Here is an 18,655-nt window from a genome sequence, read left to right as displayed (position 1 = left end):
CTTTGTAGCGGGAACTGGACTCGAACCAGTGACCTTCGGGTTATGAGCCCGACGAGCTACCAACTGCTCCATCCCGCGATATATCTTTGAAGCATAAAAGCTTCGTTTTTTCTTTTCTAAATCTGCCCTTGTGGCTAATTGTGATACAAAAGTAGTCGTTTAATTTTACAATGCAAATCTGAGAACAAAAATAAAATTAATATATCAGAAAAATAACCACTGTACAGCTATGTTTTACAACAAAGACTTCCCCCTCTAATTGAGCAGGCATTTGTCTATCAACAGGTTAACTCGAGCCCTAATAAAGCCAAATTTTATTCCGCCAAATCACTTAAAACGTCTGGAGTGTCTAAAAATCAAGTACCTTTGTAAAAAATTTCTATAATGGATACATTAAAACATCAAGCAGGCTTCGTCAACATCATAGGAAAACCAAATGTGGGCAAGTCTACATTGATGAATATCCTTGTGGGAGAGCGGCTTTCGATTATTACTTCCAAATCTCAAACTACTAGGCATAGAATTATTGGCTTGACAAATGCCGATAACTACCAAATAGTTTTTTCAGATACACCTGGAATGCTAAAGCCTCAATATGAGCTTCAGAAGAATATGATGAGCTTCGTCAATATCTCTCTGGAAGATGCTGACATAATTCTTTTCGTAACAGATCTATTCGAAACAGATGCAGACATTGAGCATGTCATAGAGAAAATTAATGCATCAGGGGCACCTGTATTATTGATTGTTAACAAAATTGATTTGGCAAAACCTGGCCAATTAGAAGAGATAACCACCTATTGGACCTCTAGACTTAACTGCGAACTCGTTATTCCGATATCTGCAGGAGAAAAATTCAATACTGAAAAAATCATGCAGGAGATTTTAGATAGGCTTCCAGAACATCCTGCATTTTACGATAAAGCGGAACTTTCTGATCGTTCAGAGCGGTTCTTTGCCTCTGAGATCATCCGTGAGAAGATCTTTGAGAATTATAAAAAGGAGATTCCCTACAGCTCTGAAGTATCAATAGAAGATTTCAAAGTGAAGAAAAATATTATCAGTGTCCGTGCGATCATTTATGTGGAACGCGATAGCCAAAAAGGAATCATTATTGGTGACAAAGGCGCTGCACTCAAAAAAGTGGGAATACAAGCCCGTGAAGAATTGGAAAAGTTCTTCGGCAAGAAAGTCTTTCTAGAAACCTTCGTAAAGGTGGAGCAAGACTGGAGAAAAAATAAATTGAAACTGAAAAAATTTGGGTACGACCCAACCTAAACATGGCAAATATAGTAGCGATAGTAGGACGGCCTAATGTGGGCAAATCCACTCTTTTTAACCGTCTGGTAGAAGAAAGAAAGGCCATTGAAGATAATATGAGCGGAGTGACACGTGATCGCCATTATGGTCATGCGCAGTGGGCTGGCAAATTCTTCTCCGTGATTGATACTGGAGGTTATGTGACTGGCTCCACAGATATGTATGAGGCGGAAATCAGAAAGCAGGTTAAGCTTGCGATCGAAGAAGCTGATGTGATCCTTTTCATTGTGGATTGCCACACTGGAATGACCGATTTAGATAGCGAATTCGCCAAAGAACTTCGCAGCAGCAAAAAACCAATCTATGTTGTAGCTAATAAAGCCGACAATCAGGAAAAAAGCTTTGCAGCTCATGAGTTTTACGCGTTGGGAGTAACAGACTTTGAAGTTTACCCTATCGCTTCTGCTAGTGGTAGTGGTACTGGAGAACTCTTGGATGCTGTGATCACACATTTCGAAGAAGAGGGAGACGAAGACCCAGATGCAAATACTCCAAAGATCTCGATTCTTGGAAGACCAAATGTGGGGAAATCTTCCTTCCTGAATGCTTTGATCGGAAAAGATCGCTCTATCGTAACAGATGAAGCAGGAACTACGCGAGATTCTATTCACACGAGGTACCAGCTGTTTGGCCAAGATTTCATCATCACAGATACTGCAGGAATTAGAAAAAAATCCAAGGTAACAGAAGATGTAGAATTCTATTCTGTAATGCGCTCTCTAAGGACGCTTGAGGAATCAGACGTAGTAATAGTAATGGTAGATGCTACCAGAGGTCTTGAGTCTCAGGACATGAACTTAATTTCCCTTGCTATCAAAAACAACAAGGGAGTCATGATCATGGTAAACAAATGGGATTTGATAGAAAAAGATCATAAAACCATGGGTAAAATCAAGGAGGATATGATGGAAAAACTGGGTGAAAATAAGTGGATCCCGATCATCTTTACTTCAGTAATAGAAAAACAGAGAATCTTACAAGCAATTGAGTTGGCAGTGAAGGTGTACGAAAACAAAACTCGTCGCATCTCTACTTCTAAATTGAATGATTTAATGCTCGCCGAAATTGAAAGATACCCTCCTCCAGCATGGAAAGGAAAATATATCAAGATCAAATACACTACTCAACTGCCAACCAAAAATCCTGTGTTTGCCTTCTTCTGCAACCTTCCACAGTACATTAAATCACCATACACGAGGTATTTAGAGAATCGTCTTCGTGAACATTTTGATTTCGAAGGCGTACCAGTGAAAATTATTTATAAAAACAAATAAATATATTTGAACGGTTATAGCTTTTATAATCAAAAGTGTAATACATTTGCACCGTAATTAAGAAAACCACAAAAAATGAAAAAAGTATTTGCAATTTTCGCAATCGCTAGCATGTTCGCTGTAGCTTCATGCGGTAACAAAGAAGTAACAGAAGAGACTGAGACTATCGAGGTAGTTGAAGAGCCTGTTATTGAGCAAGAAATCATCATCGAAGAGGCTGACACTACTGTAGTAGAAGAGGTTATCGAAGTAGTTGAGCCAGCTCAATAATTCTTACTTCTCCAAAAGAATTGAGTCCCGAGAAATCGGGACTTTTTTTTTGTACTTTTCGCCATGAGTAGTTCAGAAAACATGAAGCTTATTTTTAATCAAAAGCTTCCCGTCTCTACGGTCGACTATGCGATGACACTGTGGCAGAGAGAGCCTTTTTCTTTTAAAATTACAGCTACTCGAAAATCGAAACTTGGAGATTTCAGATACCGAAGAGACAGACAAGTCCAAACGATTACTATAAATGCGGACCTGAATCCTTACCAGTTCCTACTCACTTACATACATGAAGTAGCGCATCTCCATGCATTTGTGAGATTTGGATTCGAGATAGCGCCTCATGGTGCTGAATGGAAATCAACCTTTCAGGAATTGATGTTCCCATTACTTTCTACTGCTTTCTTACCTATTGATTTACTTATCCCGTTGCGCCAGCATATGAGAAACCCGAAAGCTAGCTCATCGACTGATCTTTTTCTTATGAAAGAAATGAGCAAATATGATGACAAGAGCATTCAACAAGAATATGTGTTTCTTTCCGACTTAACGCCTGGGTTTCGTTTTCTACTTTCCGGAAGAGAATTTGAAAAGGGAGAAACCAGAAGAACGCGGGTTTTGTGTAAAGAAGTAAAATCTGGAAGAAAGTATTTAATCGCTCAACTAGCGAAGGTAAAGTTGATAACCTAATCTCGCTCCTCTCCTATCTGGTTTTCTGGCTGTGAAAAATCTTTTGGCTGTGGCAACTCTGAAAGTGCATTGATGCCAAAATACTCCATAAACTTAGAGGAAGTTCCATACAGAATAGGCCGACCCAACCCTTCGGATTTTCCTTTGATATCAACTAACTCCTTTTCCAACAGTTTCTGAACCGAGTAATCGCTGTTTACTCCTCTGATTTGCTCGATATCACCTTTTGTTACAGGTTGCTTATAAGCGATAATTGACAAGGTTTCCAACTGTGACGTAGAAAGCCTTTTCTGGGATTGCTGCCGCAACAGAATACCAATTGAAGTTTGATAGGCTGGCTTGGTCAAAAATTGATATCCTCCACCCGAGTACTCTAACTGGAAAGAATAATCTTCGGATTGATACTTTTCGCTCAAATGATTTATTGCCCCCTCCACGTGTTGGTCAGGAATCTCCGCTTCAAACATTTCACTAAGACATTTGACAATCTCCACCTTAGACAAAGGTGTGAGTGCACAAAAAATCAATGCTTCAATATGCCGGTGGAGAAAATCCAAAATCTATTTTTTAGCCAACTTTGCTTCAATAGAATGCATGGTATGAGGTACGGCCATCAATCTTTCTTTTGAAATAAGCTTGCCTGTATCTACGCATACACCATAGGTGCCATTCTTAATCCTGATAAGCGCATTCTCTAAGTTGAAGATAAACTTCTGCTGCCTAGCCGCCAATTGATTTTGGCTTTCACGCTCAAGCGTATCAGCACCATCCTCTAGTAATTTGGAAGTAGATGCAGTGAAATCTGTACCACTATCGTTCTTTTTACTCAATGATTCTTTGAGCGAAAGCAACTCCTCTTTGGCACTGACAAGTTTCTTCAAGATTATGCCTTCGAATTCTTTCAATTCTTCTTGAGAGTATGCTGACTTTTCTTCCTTGCTCATAGCTTGGTAAAATTTATTAATAGTATTGGGACGAATAATTTTAGAATTAGTTCCCTAAAATACATCTAGGTGTTGGATTTCCAAAAATAATAGACCTAGGGTTTACATGAAAATTGTGTCAATTTGATGATTACGAGCAATTTTCTATGATAAATCTTAAGTAAAAAAACGACAGCTAATCTCTATAATTCTTAGCTATTGATCAAGACTAGTTATTTGCCTCTTTCAAAAAGCTGATAATCAAAACTCTAAGCTTAGAACTTTGAAAGTCATCTGTCATTTTAAATGAAAAACCACGCTATTTCGTGAATGAAGCTTCTGTGTTAACCTTAGCAATTCTATTGAAAAAATATTTTTAAATCTGCTCACTTGTGGTTTGAATACTACACTTCAACCTCGACTGGAATTATCTATCGCTTCTCTACTATTACTTCATTCTAGTAATTGAGATCCTCTGGAAAAAACAATTGATTAATCCCGCTTATTAAAACCTCAGGAGTTGTATAAGACCCTCTTAGAGGGATGTATTCTAAAACAATCCCACAGAATCATTCCAAACTCCATCTGTTGAGTACGGCCCTAATTTAACTATTCTATGGCCTAGAGGTATTCCTTAGAACTGATCGCTTAGGAAGACCCGAACATGGAACTTGATGGACTCACATGACTTAGAAAGTATACACAGGATCAAACTTTAGAAACAGAAGAACAATAATAACAGCTATGCCGCTTTTCATGCAAACGCATATAAGTCCACGGAAAGAGACAATGTTTTTCTATGAGTTATAAATTTCAGTAAATTGATCAAAATCTATAGGGTAAACCTTATTTTCCAATCACCTTAGTTTCTTTGAGTACCCGGCTAGAACACGTCTCGAAATCGGGACACCCAATTGGCCACAATCAATCGGTATACCATACCTATGAAAACAATTGACTTCATGTTGTTAGAAAAGCGGATAAACATATAAATCTAAAAGACAATGCTTAAATACTCAATTTTCTTAATTCTCCTGATTACTTCTTTTTCACTTATTGCTCAGGTCCCAGATGGAACGTCGAGTGAGCTAATTATTATCAATGTAATCTCTGGAGAACAAAAAACTATCTTGAAGGAGGCTCGTCATTTCGAAGCACCCAATTGGTCTAGAGATGGAAAATTCCTACTTATTAACTCGGGAGGATTCCTTGAGAAAGTTGATTTGGATGGCAATAAACTTGGGCAAATTCTACCTGATAAGATCTCGCGCGCTAACAATGATCATGGGATAAGTTTTGACGGGAAATTGCTTGTAATTAGTAAAAGTGATGAGGGTACAAGTTCCCGCATTTATACTATGTCACTAGCTGGAGGTGAGCCAAAATTAATCACTCCCAACCATCCAAGCTACTGGCATGGCATCAGTCCTGACGGCAAAACGCTAGTTTACTGTGCAGAGCGAAATGGACTTTGGGATATATATTCCATACCAACGATTGGAGGAGCTGAGAAAAGACTCACAGATGCTGAAGGGCTAGATGATGGACCGGAATACTCCTATGATGGAAAGTGGATATATTTCAACTCAAATCGTACAGGGAGAATGCAAGCGTATAGAATGAATCCAAATGGGACTGGTGCCGAGCAACTCACCGATGATGCTTTAGACAACTGGTTTCCACATCCATCTCCAGACAATAAATCAGCAGTAATTATTTCCTACTTAGAAGATCAAAAAGGATCTCACCCCTATGGTAAAGATGTCAAGCTTAGATTGCTAGATGTTGAAACCAAAGAGATCAAAGATCTCACTGAAGTTTTCTATGGCGGTCAAGGCACGATCAATGTACATAGCTGGTCACCGGATGGGAAATGGTTGGCTTTTGTGAAGTATCATAAGCCATAGATCAAACGAGAGGTGAAACACCACCTGACACCATAAACTTCATCACATCAGAGCTTTTTACGCCTACCAGTGGCGTCACTTTATCCTTTGGTACCAGAAATACATTCCCAGATACGTTATAGCTATGCGGGAAATAAACGGCTACCATGTCAGGCTCTCCGACGATGGACATGTCTTCCTGAGTGACAAAGCCCAAGCGAATAAAAGTATCACTAAGCTGAACTTTAACAGGTGCAGAAAACTTCTTTTTGTCTCCAACGAATGCTCCCATCAAATCTTTGATACTTGTATAGATTAGATTAACCAAAGGAATCTTGATAAGACCTCGCTCAAACCATTCAAAAATAGGCTGAGCAAAAAATTGGCTTGCTAGATATCCCACAAATGTGATTAGAGCCAAAACCATCAATATACCGATTCCCGGCAAAGGCACAGGAATCAAATTATCCAAAAACTGGATCGTTTGATAGATGATATAAAGGGTTACTACTACTGGAGTGACAAATAATAGTCCTCTAAGAAAATAGGAGATAATTCGCTTGTAAGTAAATGACATGGCTTGAAAATAAAAATCCTGATTATTTCTCAATAATAATCAGGATTTGTAGGTGATGATACTTTATAAAGAAATTTCTCTTCGATTAATCTGGGAGTATTTTCACTTTTACGCTTTTGTAATAGATCACTGATTTTGGATCGTGAGCCTGTAGTGCAATAGTTCCGCGATCGAGTTTTTTAGTCCCTAAGCCATCCTTACGATTTTCATCCTTAGACTGGTCATATACATTGATTGTTTCCCCATTGATTTTCACAGTGACTACATCACCTTGTACGATAATGTGCTCTGTGTACCATTCTCCATCTTGCACATAAACTTCTTTTACATCTTGGAAGGAATATACACTCCCGGTTTTTCTCCAGTCACTATGGCTTTGATTCACTTGGATTTCATATCCTACATTTGGCCAGCCATCTTCTTGATATTGAGTATGGATAAAAATACCAGAATTTGCTCCAGGCATAGTCTTCACTTCAACGATTAGTTCGAAATTATTGAAGTCATGATTGGCGACATCACCCGCATAAAATGCATGACCACGAGGGCCTGCTACTTTGATCACCCCTTCTTCCACTTGAAAGGATTGAGACTTTTCAGAGATCTTCCAGCCTTCAAGATTTTTGCCGTTGAAGAGCTCAATCCAGTCACCTGACTGAGCAGAGACGGAGAATGTAAGTGCTAAGAAGCAACATAACGCTACTAGGTTTTTCATAGGAAAGGGGGTTACCGTATAATTAGATTACAGCACCAAAGTAACTATGTAAAAGATAAATATCAATTACCATTAAAAACAAAAGCTCTGAGATACGATCCCAGAGCTTTCAAATATTTTTCAAAACAACTTTGATTACAAGTCAATACCCATAAAGGACATAAACGCCATTCCCATCAAGCCAGTCAAAAGCATGGTAATTCCCAAACCTTTCAGACCGTTTGGGACATGCGAATATTTCAATTTTTCACGGATTGCAGCCAAAGCTACAATAGCTAAAAAGAAACCTGAACCTGAACCAAAACCATATACGGCTGATTCTGCTAAGGTATAATCTCTCTGCGCCATGAAAAGTGAGCCACCCAAGATTGCACAGTTTACTGCGATAAGAGGAAGGAAGATACCCAACGCTCCATAGAGAGCAGGAGCAAATTTCTCTACAACCATTTCCACCAATTGAACCATCGCTGCGATAATCGCAATAAACATGATGAATCTAAGGAATGAAAGATCAATATCTGCTAAGCCTGCATTGACCCATGTCAACGCACCTTCTTTTAACACAAACTCATTCAACATCCAGTTAACTGGCACAGTCACAGTCAATACAAAGATTACTGCAGCACCTAGTCCGATAGCCGTACTTACCTTTTTGGAAACAGCCAAAAAAGAACACATTCCAAGGAAGTAAGCGAAAACCATATTGTCGATAAAGATCGACCGAATACCTAAATTAAATAATTCCATTTCTTCAGCTTGTTTTAGTGTTCAACATATCCTGTTTTGGTACGCTGTACCCAAATTATTAACCCCAGGATGATAAAAGCACCTACTGGAGAAACCATTAATCCGTTGGTAGCCAATTTGAAATCAGGACCAAAAATGCTAGACGCATATTCAAATACAGGAATCCCGAATACAGCTCCTGAACCCCATAACTCTCTGAAGAATGCTACGGCAAGTATAATCCAAGAATAACCCAATGCAGACCCGAAACCATCTAATACTGAATCGTAAGGTTTATTTCCCAAAGCAAAAGCTTCCAGACGCCCCATTACAATACAGTTTGTAATAATCAATCCGACGAATACCGAAAGTTCCTTGTACATGTCATAGGCAAAAGCCTTCAACACTTCACTTACCAACGTCACCAAAGTAGCAACTACAGCAAGCTGCACAATAATTCTAACCCGACTAGGGATAGTATTTCTCATTAAAGAGATCACCAAGTTGGACATTACAATAACGAAGATTACCGAGATAGCCATTACCAAGGTAGGCTTCATCTGGGTCGTAACCGCCAATGCCGAACAAATACCAAGTACCTGTATGGTAATTGGATTATCATCCACTAACGGATCAGATACTAATTTTTTCCGGCGTTTTGAGAACAAGGCCTCAGCAGGCTTTTTCGCAATCGCGTTTTCTACAGTTTCAGCACTCATGTTTATAATATTCTTGAGTTGATAGTTCGATTAAAGTGCAGCTACCGCAGTAGATGACTTTTTAGTTTCAATGTACGCTTTGTAATAACCAAGATAATTTCTAAGCATATTATTAACGCCTTTAGCAGTAATAGTAGCACCAGACAATCCATCCACTTCATGTGGATTATCAGAGTAGTTATAACCCTCACCTTTTTGCATCTCTACCGCTACTAGTTCCCCAGATTCGTCAAAGATAGTTTTACCTTCATACCTAGCCTGAACACCTGGCTCGGTGATTCTTGCTCCAAGACCTGGTGTTTCACCTGCGTGAGCTAAGGTAATACCACCTACAGTATTCATATCTGTATCCAAAGAAATATAGCCCCAAATAGCATCCCAAAGACCTGCGCCGTAAAGTGGCAACACATAGTTAGCTACATCATCAGGATTCCCTTCGCTATGAAATACATAAACAGGATACAATCTCTCTTCAGCTGGCTTTTTATAGTTCTTCGCAATATCTACCGTCTCAGCAGTTACTGCAACACCATTTTGCTCAGTCACTTCTTTTCCATTGATATCCACGACTACTGATGCTATTCTGTTGGCGTAGTACGTATTTACTTGCTCTGGAGTCATCGCAGCGATTTCTTCACCAGGGATGACTGCCCCCAAAATCTGCTTTTTGTTATCCAAAGCGATTGCCTCTTTCTGCAAGGGCCCTAAAATCTGAGAAGTACCTGAAAGTAGTAACCCTAGAACTACCGTCAAAATGACGGAGAACGTAATAATATAAGTGTTAGACTGTTGCACGTTGTATCCTCCTTGTTTTGTTTGCCTTAACTACATAATAATCGATCAATGGAGCGAACACGTTCATGAAAAGAACCGCAAGCATGATTCCCTCAGGATATGCTGGGTTTGTCACTCGAATGATAACTGTAAGAACTCCAATCAAAAGACCGTAAATCCATTTTCCTGTTTCTGTTTGAGCTGCAGACACTGGATCAGTTGCCATAAAGACAATACCGAACGCCAAACCACCCATTACCCAGTGATACTGAGGAGGCACAGCCATGTATTCATTTACAGCAAGAAGATTCATCACAAGTCCCATAAGATAAGCTCCTGCAAATCCAGAAACTATAATTTTCCAGCTTGCAACTCCAGTACCTATTAATATCAAAGCTCCAATCAAAGCCATCAACGTAGATGTCTCACCAATAGAACCTGGAATCCATCCAATAAACAAGTTTGCAAATTCATACAAACCTGAGCCCAGAACAGTATTATGTCCTGCCAAAGCCTCGACGGCTGATTGTGTACCTTCCACTCCTGCATTGTAAACAACTGAAAGTGCGGTAGCTCCTGAGAAGCCATCTACTGGCATTTTATCACCTAAATAAGTCCAAACCTGATCACCTGAAATCTGAGCTGGATAGGCGAAGTATAAGAAAGCTCTAGCCGTCATTGCGACGTTAAGGACGTTCATACCTGTTCCACCAAACACCTCTTTTGCGATCACCACTGCAAACACTGTTGCCAAGGCTACTTGCCAAAGGGGCGTAGTAGCTGGCACGATCAACGGAATTAGCATGCCTGTCACCAGGAAGCCTTCGTTGATTGGGTGCTTTCGAACTACTGCGAAAATTGCTTCAACAATACCACCAGCCGTATAAGCTACCAGTACGATAGGAAGAACAAGCATAACACCTATCCAGGCTTTGTCTCCAAAGTCTTCCCAAAGCCCTGCAGTACCACCAGTAGCTAGAAAATGCTGGTGACCTGTATTATATATACCAAATAATAAACATGGGATCATAGCGATAACCACCGTGATCATCATTCGCTTTAGATCAATAGCATCTTTTACTTGTGCTCCTTTGATACCTGTTGTATGATTAGGGCTAAACATAAAGGTTTCGCCCGCTTCAAATGCGTAATATAATTTTTCAAGCTTTCCACCTTTTTCGAAAAGTGGCTTCTGCTTGTCCAATAAATCTCTTAGAAACTTCATATGGATTAACTGTATTGGATTAATTCAATTCCTTTTCTCACCAACTCCTGCACAGGATGCTTTGACACATCCACAAACTCACAAAGAGCTAAATCTTCTTCCACGATCTCATAGATCCCCAATTCTTCGATTTCGTCAAAGTCCTCTGCCATGATGGCTTTCAAAAGATAAACTGGAAAAATATCCATTGGAGTAACTGACTCAAAAACACCAGTCTGAACGAAAGCTCTCTCTTCACCTCTACCATTCGAATCCAAAACGAATTCTTTATTTGGTGTAAGGAAGGATAACAAGCCTAACGCTCTATGATAGCTCAACCTTGTAGTAGGCTTTGCCCAACCCATAAACTCATAGTAATCACCTTCTGGAATAACTGTGATCTGGTTGTGATAAAAACCAAGGAAACCTTCCAAAGCTATTTTCTCACCTGTAAGCACGTTTCCAGAGACCACTCTTACATGACCTGAATTTAGATTGCCTTTCACAAAAGTAGAAACAGAAGCTCCACTGTAAGTCTTTACATAAGCGGCTTTGGTCAATTCAGATCCGGTAACTGCGATAACTTTAGAAGCATCGTAAATACCTTCCAAAATGAATTTACCGATCTGAACTACTCCGGTAGGAGACACAGTCCAAGCTATTTCGCCTTTGTTGATAGGATCAAGGTGGTGAATCTGAACTCCTACGTTACCTGCAGGGTGTGGACCTGAAAACTTGTTCACTTGTGCGCCTTTCAAATTTGAAAAAACCGCTGGAACAGCCTTAGAACCATCTACATTCAAATGAACCTTGCCACTGGTCAATTTCGCCAATGCATCGATCCCTGCTTGAAGAAATCTCTCTTGACCTTGCAATGAAAATGCGTAATCAGGAGCCAAAGGATGTGTATCAAAACCAGAAATGAAAATACTCTTTGGAGTATCTGCTGGATTTGCCACTATACCGAAAGGTCTTTGGATGATATTTGGCCAAACACCACTAGCTGCCAGTTTAGCTGCTAAAGCATCTCTATCCAGAGAAGCGATATCAACTTGACCAAACTGCTCGTATAAGACGGTAGAATCTGCCAAAATCTTGACTTCAAGCAACTTACGACGATCTCCTCTCTTTATCTCGACAATTTTGCCGGAAACAGGAGACGCATAAATTATTTGATCCAATGCTTTGTCGATCAAGATTGGAGTACCTGCCTTTACGGTATCTCCTTCATTGACAAGTACTTTAGGGCGTTGGAGCCCGATAAAGTCTGTCGGCTTAATTGCGAAGGTTTGCGCCGAGGCGAAATCAGCCAGCTCTTGCTTAGCTTTTCCCACCATGTTGATGTCAAAACCTTTCTTAAGCTTCACTATTTTAGACATATCTGTTTTTGAACTATGAGCTTTTGAAAAACGCCCCAAATCTAATAAATAACCTTTTTAATTTGAGGGTATATGAACTTTAATGTTTGAACTTTTGGAAGAATGGCTCCCTGAGTTTCTAAATTCTTGCATTTTAGACTGAAATCACTCCTTCTTCGAGTGATTCCACATAATTCTTGACTTGCTCCATCAGCCACATTGGGGTAGAAGTCGCTCCACAAATTCCTACTTTTTCATCTTTTTGTATCCAATCTGGATCTATCTCGGTCTCGTTCTCTATGAAATAACTCCTATCGTTTTGCGCTAGACAAACTTGATACAATGCCTTACCATTGGAGCTTTTTTTCCCAGAGACAAATAAAATCACATCATTCTCCTGAGAAAAGCGATGCAACTGCGGCTCCCGATTAGAGACCTGACGACAAATCGAATCATTTGGATTGAATGTCTCTCTATTAACTTCCTGCTTCGCCGCTTGGATTCGCTCTTCTATTTTCTGAGAAATCTCATAAAAGCCTTTCGTGCTCTTAGTAGTCTGACTGAAGAGTGTCACTGGTCTGGTAAAATCGATCTTTTCCAAATCGGCATCCTCCATCACCACAATAGCTTTTTCCAGCGTCTGGCCAGTCAAACCTATTACTTCAGCGTGGCCTTTTTTGCCGTAAATGACAATTTGCCCTTCTTCACGCTCCATCTTATCAAAAGCCGTCTTCACTCTATGCTGAAGTTTCAGCACCACAGGGCAAGAAGCATCGATCAACTCAATGTTGTTTTCTATGGCCGTTCTATAGGTTTCAGGCGGCTCACCGTGCGCACGGATCAACACTTTGCAGTCGCGTAAATTAGACAACTGCTCACGGTCAATCACCACCAAGCCTTTTGCACTCAAGCGAGAAACCTCCATATCATTGTGGACGATATCACCTAGGCAATACAGCTGGTCGCTTTGCTCCATCTCATCCTCTGCCATCTTGATGGCAAACTCAACTCCGAAGCAATACCCAGAGTTTTTATCAATGGTTACCTCCATAGCTCTCTTATTTATCAATGATTTGTCTTGCTACCTGGACTATCTCTGCCACTTGCTCCTCAAATGAAATTTCACTTGTATCGATTTCGATCGCATCGTCCATCTTTTTCAAGGGACTTTCAGACCGTGAAGAATCTATTCTATCTCGTTCTGCCAAGTTGTTTCTTATAACCTCAAACTTGACCATTTCTTTCTTTTCCAACAGCTCTTGCTGTCTTCTCTCAGTACGTGTATCCAAATTGGCTGTCATGAAAACTTTTAATTCTGCATCTGGGAATACTACCGAACCAATATCTCTCCCATCCATGACGACGCCTTTTTTCTTACCAAGCTTTTGTTGCTGCGCAACCAAGGCTTTACGAATAGCAGCTATCGTAGCGATCTCACTTACTTTCTCTGTGACACGCATCGACCGGATTTTTTTCTCCACATTTAGCCCATTCAGACAAGTTTCTTGTTGGCCAGAATCTGGATTGGTGTGAAAAGAAACCTCAAATGACCCTAAAGCTTTTTCTACGTCGTGTGGATTGGTAGGAGAAAGGAAATTGTCCAAAAAATATAAAGTCGCCGCTCTGTACATGGCTCCGGAATCGATATAGGTATATCCCAGATCCTTTGCAACTGCTTTGGCAGTGGAGCTCTTCCCACATCCAGAATATCCATCGATGGCGATGACGATTTTATTCATTCAAAAAACCCGCTTAATTCGTTTTTTTATTACTGCGCAAATATAGTAGTTTTAATCTAAACCTATCTCCAACTCATGGAATCGAATCGCTAATACAGATTCTCTCCAATTAATTTTTCCCTCATTTTCATGCTGATCCAAGGTCAATTCGTCGATATTCCAAACCGTAAAATTTATTCCGTATCACTCACATTTCTAGATGGTAAAATATCTAAGCTTGAGAAAATCGAAACGAATACCACCTTGCCATATTTTGTGCCTGGCTTTATCGATGCGCACGTGCATGTGGAATCTTCTATGCTTGTTCCTTCAGAATTCGCAAGACTAGCAGTAGTTCATGGCACGGTGGCGACAGTCTCCGATCCGCATGAGATCGCCAATGTCTGCGGAATGGAAGGTGTGGAATACATGATCGAAAATGGAAAGCAGGTTCCTTTCAAGTTCTACTTCGGCGCACCATCGTGCGTTCCAGCCACGCCTTTCGAAACTGCCGGTGGGGAAATCAATGCGGCAGATATTGAAGATCTCATGTCTCGCCCGGAGATCCATTACCTGGCAGAAATGATGAACTGGCCGGGAACGGTGAATCGGGACGACTTTGTGATGGAGAAAATCCGAATCTCAAAGAAATATGGCAAACCCATCGACGGACATGCGCCGGGACTGAAGGGAGAATTGGCAGAGAAATACGTTTCTGCTGGCCCAAGTACAGATCATGAGTGTTTCACGGCTGAGGAAGCCTTAGGGAAATTAAAACTCGGGATGAAAATCGCTATCCGCGAGGGATCCGCTGCCAAAAACTTCGAGGCACTCATCGACCTGATTGATGACTATCCTGAAATGATTATGTTTTGCTCGGATGATAAGCATCCCGACAATCTGGCCGTTTCTCATATCAACGACCTTGCTGCCCGAGCTGTCGCAAAAGGAAAAGATATATTTCATGTGCTTCAGGCAGCTTGTTTGAACCCGATCGCTCATTATTCTTTAAATGTGGGGCAACTCAAAGTGGATGATCCAGCTGATTTTATTCTGGTGAAAGACTTGAAGGATTTTCAAGTCATCAGCACTTATATAGATGGAGAGAAAGTAGCTGAGAATGGAAAGACGCTGATTCAGCCGATTAAAAACAACATTATCAACAACTTCAATTGCTCCCCAAAACAGCCAGAAGACTTCCAAATCAAAGCAAATGGCTCAAAGGTCAGAGTCATCGAAGCTTTGGATGGACAATTGATTACTCCAGAAATCTCAGGTGAGATTCTGATCAAAAACGGTTTTGCGGAATCAAACCCAGATGAAGACATACTCAAAATCACGGTTGTCAATCGCTACGAAGATGCTCCGCCAGCAGTGGCCTTCATTAAGAACTTCGGGTTGAAAACTGGAGCGATTGCTTCCTCTGTCGGACATGACTCACATAATATTATAGCGGTAGGAATCGATGATGAATCCATTTGCCGTGCTGTCAATCTGATCATCGCTGCTAAAGGCGGCGTTTCGGCAGTTTCAGGAGAGAACGAAGAAATCCTTCCGCTTCCCGTCGGAGGAATCATGTCAGCTTCAGATGGCTACGAAGTCGCAGCTGCCTACACAAGCATCGATAAACTAGCCAAAGAAATGGGAGCCTCGCTGAACTCTCCTTTTATGACACTAAGCTTTATGGCTTTGCTAGTGATTCCTGATCTGAAGTTGAGTGATAAGGGCTTGTTTAATGGACAGCGATTTGAGTTTGAGGAGGTGTTTTTAGAGAGACCGAAGACGGAAGACGGGAGACAGGAGTAGCGTAAATCCTAGAATGAAACTTATTGTAAAACGCTTTTTCTCCTTTTTGTTAAAAATCACTCCTCCTATTTTGAAAAATCCAGACATCCATATTTTATCTCAAATCCAAAAAGCCCAGTCCATTGGATCTGTGGTGACGGTGATTTCTTTTATCCTAAATGTATTCGTGAGTAGAATGAAGTCCCTGGAATTTCTCCTCATTCCATTGATCATCCTTGTTTCCTTGACGATTATTGGTTCAGCTTTTTACCTTTTTCAGACGATAAAGCACAAAGAAGAAATTGAAAACTTGCGTAAAAACATAACTGCTTTCGTGATCAGAATTGTCATTAACGTTGTGCTACTCGTGCTTATGCTGCTTTGAAAAGGTTCATTATTATAAATCAGGAAAATTCAGAATTGGATTCCGAATTATTGCATTGATATTAAACACCTTAAGACTTAATTATTTGTATGCCCTTTCATAGTCAGTTTTATAAACTTTATACTGCGGTTAAAGCTTATAAAAATGCTGAATACTAAATTTTTAAAAAAAATATTAGATTTTAGTTGGATTTTATCACCCCCCCCACCTATATTGCTAGTGATCTTTTGGCCAAGTGATTAGGAAAACGAATCCGCCTACTCAAAGGGATTTTTTAATGCAAATTATTTAATATGACAAAGTTAAAATTAATAGTTTGTGGACTATTCCTATCTGGAATAGTTGGGTTAGGAATTTCCTATGTTGGATCATCTGATGCAGATGCTCAACAGATGATGAATTGTGATTGGGATGGGAGCTATTGTAAAAAACCTATTGATAAAGCCCCTTGCGGATGTGAAGACCCTCAAGTTGATTGATTAAAATATCTGTAAGGCCGTTTCTAACTATGCTTATTCATTTTAGATAACGGCCTTTCTCTCTTTAAACTAATTTTGATGAAACTATTTATCAACATAATGACATTGCTTTTTGCAATAGGTTGTTCCCCTAAAAAATCAGAAAAATCAACTATTCTTTCTGCTCAAAAATATGCTCAATTAAAAATTTCTGTAGATGAAAATTTCTCCCAAGACAGAACCAGAATTCAATATTTCGAATCTGACTCGGGTGAATATCTTGCTATCCTTAATAAAATAGGGCCTGCAATCGAAATAATCAGCTTAAGTGATAAATTATCTAAAGCGCGTATTCCGATATTTAAAGATGGCCCTAACAGAGTCGGCGTGGACAATGGGTTTTTCATTGCTGCGAAGGATAGCATTCTTTTGGCATCAATCCCTCCATCTGTCCTTATATTAGATTTTCAAGGAAACGTAAAAAAAAGAACATCAATTAATAACCCTGAAAATGTCGTCAATTATCTTTCTTCCACAAATGAAACTCCCTTTTTATTTAATGGCTCAACACTTTTTGGGGCTCAACCATTTTTCAAGAATATCTATCAAACTACTGAGCCAGAGGTAACCAGAACGAAGGTAATTTATAAAATCAATCTTGAAAATAATTCAACAGACACCTCTGAATGGCTTCCTGTATTTCGCCCAAAAGATGTTTGGAAGGATGGAAAGAAAAGTCTAGACTTCACTTGGACTGATCGTGGAGACAGTATAATAGTCTCACCTCATACCGACCATCGCCTTTGGATTATTTCTAAAAAAACTGGTGAACTATTAAAATATAAGGAAGCAATTTCTAGTCATGTTAAGGAGTTTAGAATTATTAAAGGATACCCTGTTGGAGATCAAGGAATAATTGAAACTCTTGTGACAGGTCAATATGATCTTCTATTACACGATTCTTATCGTGATATTTTTTATCGGTTTTTTTACATTGGAATTGATTGGGAATCATACGGAAAAAGCCCGAGAGAACTCTATGCAAATCGACCAAAAGTTGGAGTCCTTGTTCTAGACCATGATCTAGACATTATAGGCGAGCATGTGTTCGATGATCATTCTGTAGAAAACTGGAATTACTTCGTTGGTAAAAAAGGGCTCTATGTCTCAACCAACAATCCCAACCGGGATGACTTTGATGAGAATTTTTTACGCTATGACATCATTAGATTTGAAGGATTAGAATATGAGGATTAAAGGAATTTTCTTTTTTTCTGCCTTCTTATTAACATTGGGATGTACTGGTGACAATAAAAATAGAGTTGCTGAGATTTTGGAAATTTCTCAACCAACAGATTGGATTTTAGTCATTCATCCAGAAGGCTGTAAAACATGTCTGGATCAACTCTATCAGGAATTGAGTGAATTTAAGACGACCAGAGGAGCAATAGTTATCGTGGCAAAAAACAATAAAATCATGCGATTGAATCCTTTGTTTGAGCAATCCCCTGTCCCTGTTTACTTGGATGAGGAAAAAAAATTGGTACAGGAAGGTATTGTTGATCTTCAAGATCAGATTCTTCTTTTTAAAGCCGACGGAGTTGAGACGTTTGAAATCTTGAATTATGAGTCACTTTTCAACCGTATTGGCAACTTGTAAACCAAACCTCCCAGGTTTTTGAAACCTGGAAGGTTTCGTCTTTTAGTTCTGAGAAGTAAAATGGAATAATTCGGAATTCAATTCCGAATTATTCCATAAAAACCAAATCCCATAAGACCCTTTCATTCGCATCTCTTTCATCGACAGTTTTATCCTCTCAACTCTGCAGTTAAAATGCGTATAAATGCTGATTACTAAGTTCTTAAAAAAAATATT

At 39.7% G+C, this 18,655-nt stretch carries 21 protein-coding genes and 1 tRNA gene; 10 read left to right on the top strand and 12 right to left on the bottom strand.

Annotated features, from left to right (window positions below; all coding sequences use genetic code 11):
* Positions 1-5: 5 nt before the first annotated feature.
* A tRNA-Met gene (locus tag BVH02_RS05495) sits at positions 6-78 on the bottom strand.
* 306 nt (positions 79-384) lie between these two features.
* Here BVH02_RS05495 and era point away from each other — a divergent pair.
* From era to BVH02_RS05475, 4 genes are all read left to right on the top strand, one after another.
* Positions 385-1,278, top strand: a complete 894-nt coding sequence (gene era / locus BVH02_RS05490) for a GTPase Era (RefSeq protein WP_086499968.1) — start codon at positions 385-387, stop codon at positions 1,276-1,278.
* Positions 1,279-1,280: 2 nt separating this feature from the next.
* Positions 1,281-2,594: a ribosome biogenesis GTPase Der gene (gene der, locus BVH02_RS05485; RefSeq protein ID WP_086499966.1), complete on the top strand. Its 1,314-nt coding sequence runs from the start codon at positions 1,281-1,283 to the stop codon at positions 2,592-2,594.
* A 75-nt stretch (positions 2,595-2,669) separates the two neighbouring features.
* Positions 2,670-2,864 carry a hypothetical protein gene (locus BVH02_RS05480; protein ID WP_086499964.1) on the top strand — a complete coding sequence of 65 codons (195 nt, stop codon included), beginning with the start codon at positions 2,670-2,672 and terminating at the stop codon, positions 2,862-2,864.
* 81 nt (positions 2,865-2,945) lie between these two features.
* Positions 2,946-3,551, top strand: coding sequence for a SprT-like domain-containing protein (locus BVH02_RS05475; RefSeq protein ID WP_223271815.1), 606 nt, complete (start codon positions 2,946-2,948; stop codon positions 3,549-3,551).
* Here BVH02_RS05475 and scpB read toward each other — a convergent pair.
* Together scpB and BVH02_RS05465 are read right to left on the bottom strand one after the other, a co-directional pair.
* Entirely contained in the window at positions 3,548-4,108 is a 561-nt protein-coding gene (scpB, locus tag BVH02_RS05470) for an SMC-Scp complex subunit ScpB (RefSeq protein WP_086499962.1), read from the bottom strand. The genes BVH02_RS05475 and scpB overlap by 4 nt on opposite strands.
* A 3-nt stretch (positions 4,109-4,111) precedes the next feature.
* A complete protein-coding gene (locus BVH02_RS05465) occupies positions 4,112-4,495 on the bottom strand; it encodes a TraR/DksA family transcriptional regulator (RefSeq protein WP_086499961.1) in 384 nt (127 codons plus the stop codon).
* A 983-nt stretch (positions 4,496-5,478) separates the two neighbouring features.
* Here BVH02_RS05465 and BVH02_RS05460 point away from each other — a divergent pair.
* The gene (locus BVH02_RS05460) at positions 5,479-6,381 is read left to right on the top strand and encodes a TolB family protein (RefSeq protein WP_086499960.1); all 903 of its coding nucleotides are present in this window, start codon (positions 5,479-5,481) and stop codon (positions 6,379-6,381) included.
* 1 nt (position 6,382) lies between these two features.
* Here BVH02_RS05460 and BVH02_RS05455 read toward each other — a convergent pair whose 3' ends face one another.
* From BVH02_RS05455 to cmk, 9 genes are all read right to left on the bottom strand, one after another.
* Complete coding sequence (locus tag BVH02_RS05455) at positions 6,383-6,937, bottom strand: DUF502 domain-containing protein (RefSeq protein WP_086499959.1); 555 nt, start codon at positions 6,935-6,937, stop codon at positions 6,383-6,385.
* Between the two features lie 85 nt (positions 6,938-7,022).
* Positions 7,023-7,652 carry a 3-keto-disaccharide hydrolase gene (locus BVH02_RS05450; protein ID WP_086499958.1) on the bottom strand — a complete coding sequence of 210 codons (630 nt, stop codon included), beginning with the start codon at positions 7,650-7,652 and terminating at the stop codon, positions 7,023-7,025.
* Positions 7,653-7,787: 135 nt separating this feature from the next.
* Positions 7,788-8,399 (bottom strand): NADH:ubiquinone reductase (Na(+)-transporting) subunit E, encoded by a 612-nt coding sequence (gene nqrE / locus BVH02_RS05445; RefSeq protein ID WP_086499957.1) that lies wholly within the window; start codon positions 8,397-8,399, stop codon positions 7,788-7,790.
* 14 nt (positions 8,400-8,413) lie between these two features.
* Positions 8,414-9,097 (bottom strand): NADH:ubiquinone reductase (Na(+)-transporting) subunit D, encoded by a 684-nt coding sequence (locus tag BVH02_RS05440; protein ID WP_086499956.1) that lies wholly within the window; start codon positions 9,095-9,097, stop codon positions 8,414-8,416.
* A gap of 30 nt (positions 9,098-9,127) precedes the next feature.
* On the bottom strand, positions 9,128-9,892 hold the full coding sequence (gene nqrC / locus BVH02_RS05435; RefSeq protein WP_086499955.1) for an NADH:ubiquinone reductase (Na(+)-transporting) subunit C: 765 nt from the start codon (positions 9,890-9,892) through the stop codon (positions 9,128-9,130).
* Complete coding sequence (locus BVH02_RS05430; RefSeq protein WP_086499954.1) at positions 9,879-11,096, bottom strand: NADH:ubiquinone reductase (Na(+)-transporting) subunit B; 1,218 nt, start codon at positions 11,094-11,096, stop codon at positions 9,879-9,881. The genes nqrC and BVH02_RS05430 overlap by 14 nt, the downstream gene beginning before the upstream one ends.
* 5 nt (positions 11,097-11,101) lie before the next feature.
* Positions 11,102-12,454 (bottom strand): Na(+)-translocating NADH-quinone reductase subunit A, encoded by a 1,353-nt coding sequence (locus tag BVH02_RS05425; RefSeq protein WP_086499953.1) that lies wholly within the window; start codon positions 12,452-12,454, stop codon positions 11,102-11,104.
* A gap of 133 nt (positions 12,455-12,587) precedes the next feature.
* Complete coding sequence (locus BVH02_RS05420) at positions 12,588-13,484, bottom strand: 4-hydroxy-3-methylbut-2-enyl diphosphate reductase (RefSeq protein ID WP_086499951.1); 897 nt, start codon at positions 13,482-13,484, stop codon at positions 12,588-12,590.
* A gap of 7 nt (positions 13,485-13,491) precedes the next feature.
* Positions 13,492-14,172, bottom strand: coding sequence for a (d)CMP kinase (gene cmk / locus BVH02_RS05415; protein ID WP_086499948.1), 681 nt, complete (start codon positions 14,170-14,172; stop codon positions 13,492-13,494).
* A gap of 129 nt (positions 14,173-14,301) precedes the next feature.
* Between cmk and ade the strand changes: the two genes are divergently transcribed.
* The 5 genes from ade (at position 14,302) to BVH02_RS05390 (ending at position 18,439) form a co-directional block, all read left to right on the top strand.
* Positions 14,302-15,957 carry an adenine deaminase gene (ade, locus tag BVH02_RS05410; RefSeq protein ID WP_086499946.1) on the top strand — a complete coding sequence of 552 codons (1,656 nt, stop codon included), beginning with the start codon at positions 14,302-14,304 and terminating at the stop codon, positions 15,955-15,957.
* 13 nt (positions 15,958-15,970) lie between these two features.
* Positions 15,971-16,321 (top strand): hypothetical protein, encoded by a 351-nt coding sequence (locus tag BVH02_RS05405; RefSeq protein WP_086499944.1) that lies wholly within the window; start codon positions 15,971-15,973, stop codon positions 16,319-16,321.
* 293 nt (positions 16,322-16,614) lie between these two features.
* The gene (locus tag BVH02_RS05400) at positions 16,615-16,800 is read left to right on the top strand and encodes a hypothetical protein (protein ID WP_086499942.1); all 186 of its coding nucleotides are present in this window, start codon (positions 16,615-16,617) and stop codon (positions 16,798-16,800) included.
* A 78-nt stretch (positions 16,801-16,878) separates the two neighbouring features.
* Positions 16,879-18,036 (top strand): DUF4221 family protein, encoded by a 1,158-nt coding sequence (locus BVH02_RS05395; protein WP_086499940.1) that lies wholly within the window; start codon positions 16,879-16,881, stop codon positions 18,034-18,036.
* A complete protein-coding gene (locus BVH02_RS05390; RefSeq protein ID WP_086499938.1) occupies positions 18,026-18,439 on the top strand; it encodes a hypothetical protein in 414 nt (137 codons plus the stop codon). The genes BVH02_RS05395 and BVH02_RS05390 overlap by 11 nt, the downstream gene beginning before the upstream one ends.
* Positions 18,440-18,655: the final 216 nt, after the last annotated feature.

Origin of the sequence: Algoriphagus ratkowskyi (assembly GCF_002150505.1) — a bacterium.
Classification (GTDB): domain Bacteria; phylum Bacteroidota; class Bacteroidia; order Cytophagales; family Cyclobacteriaceae; genus Algoriphagus; species Algoriphagus ratkowskyi.
Note: the sequence above shows the minus strand (reverse complement) of the source record. Positions and strands in the feature narration are given on the sequence as shown.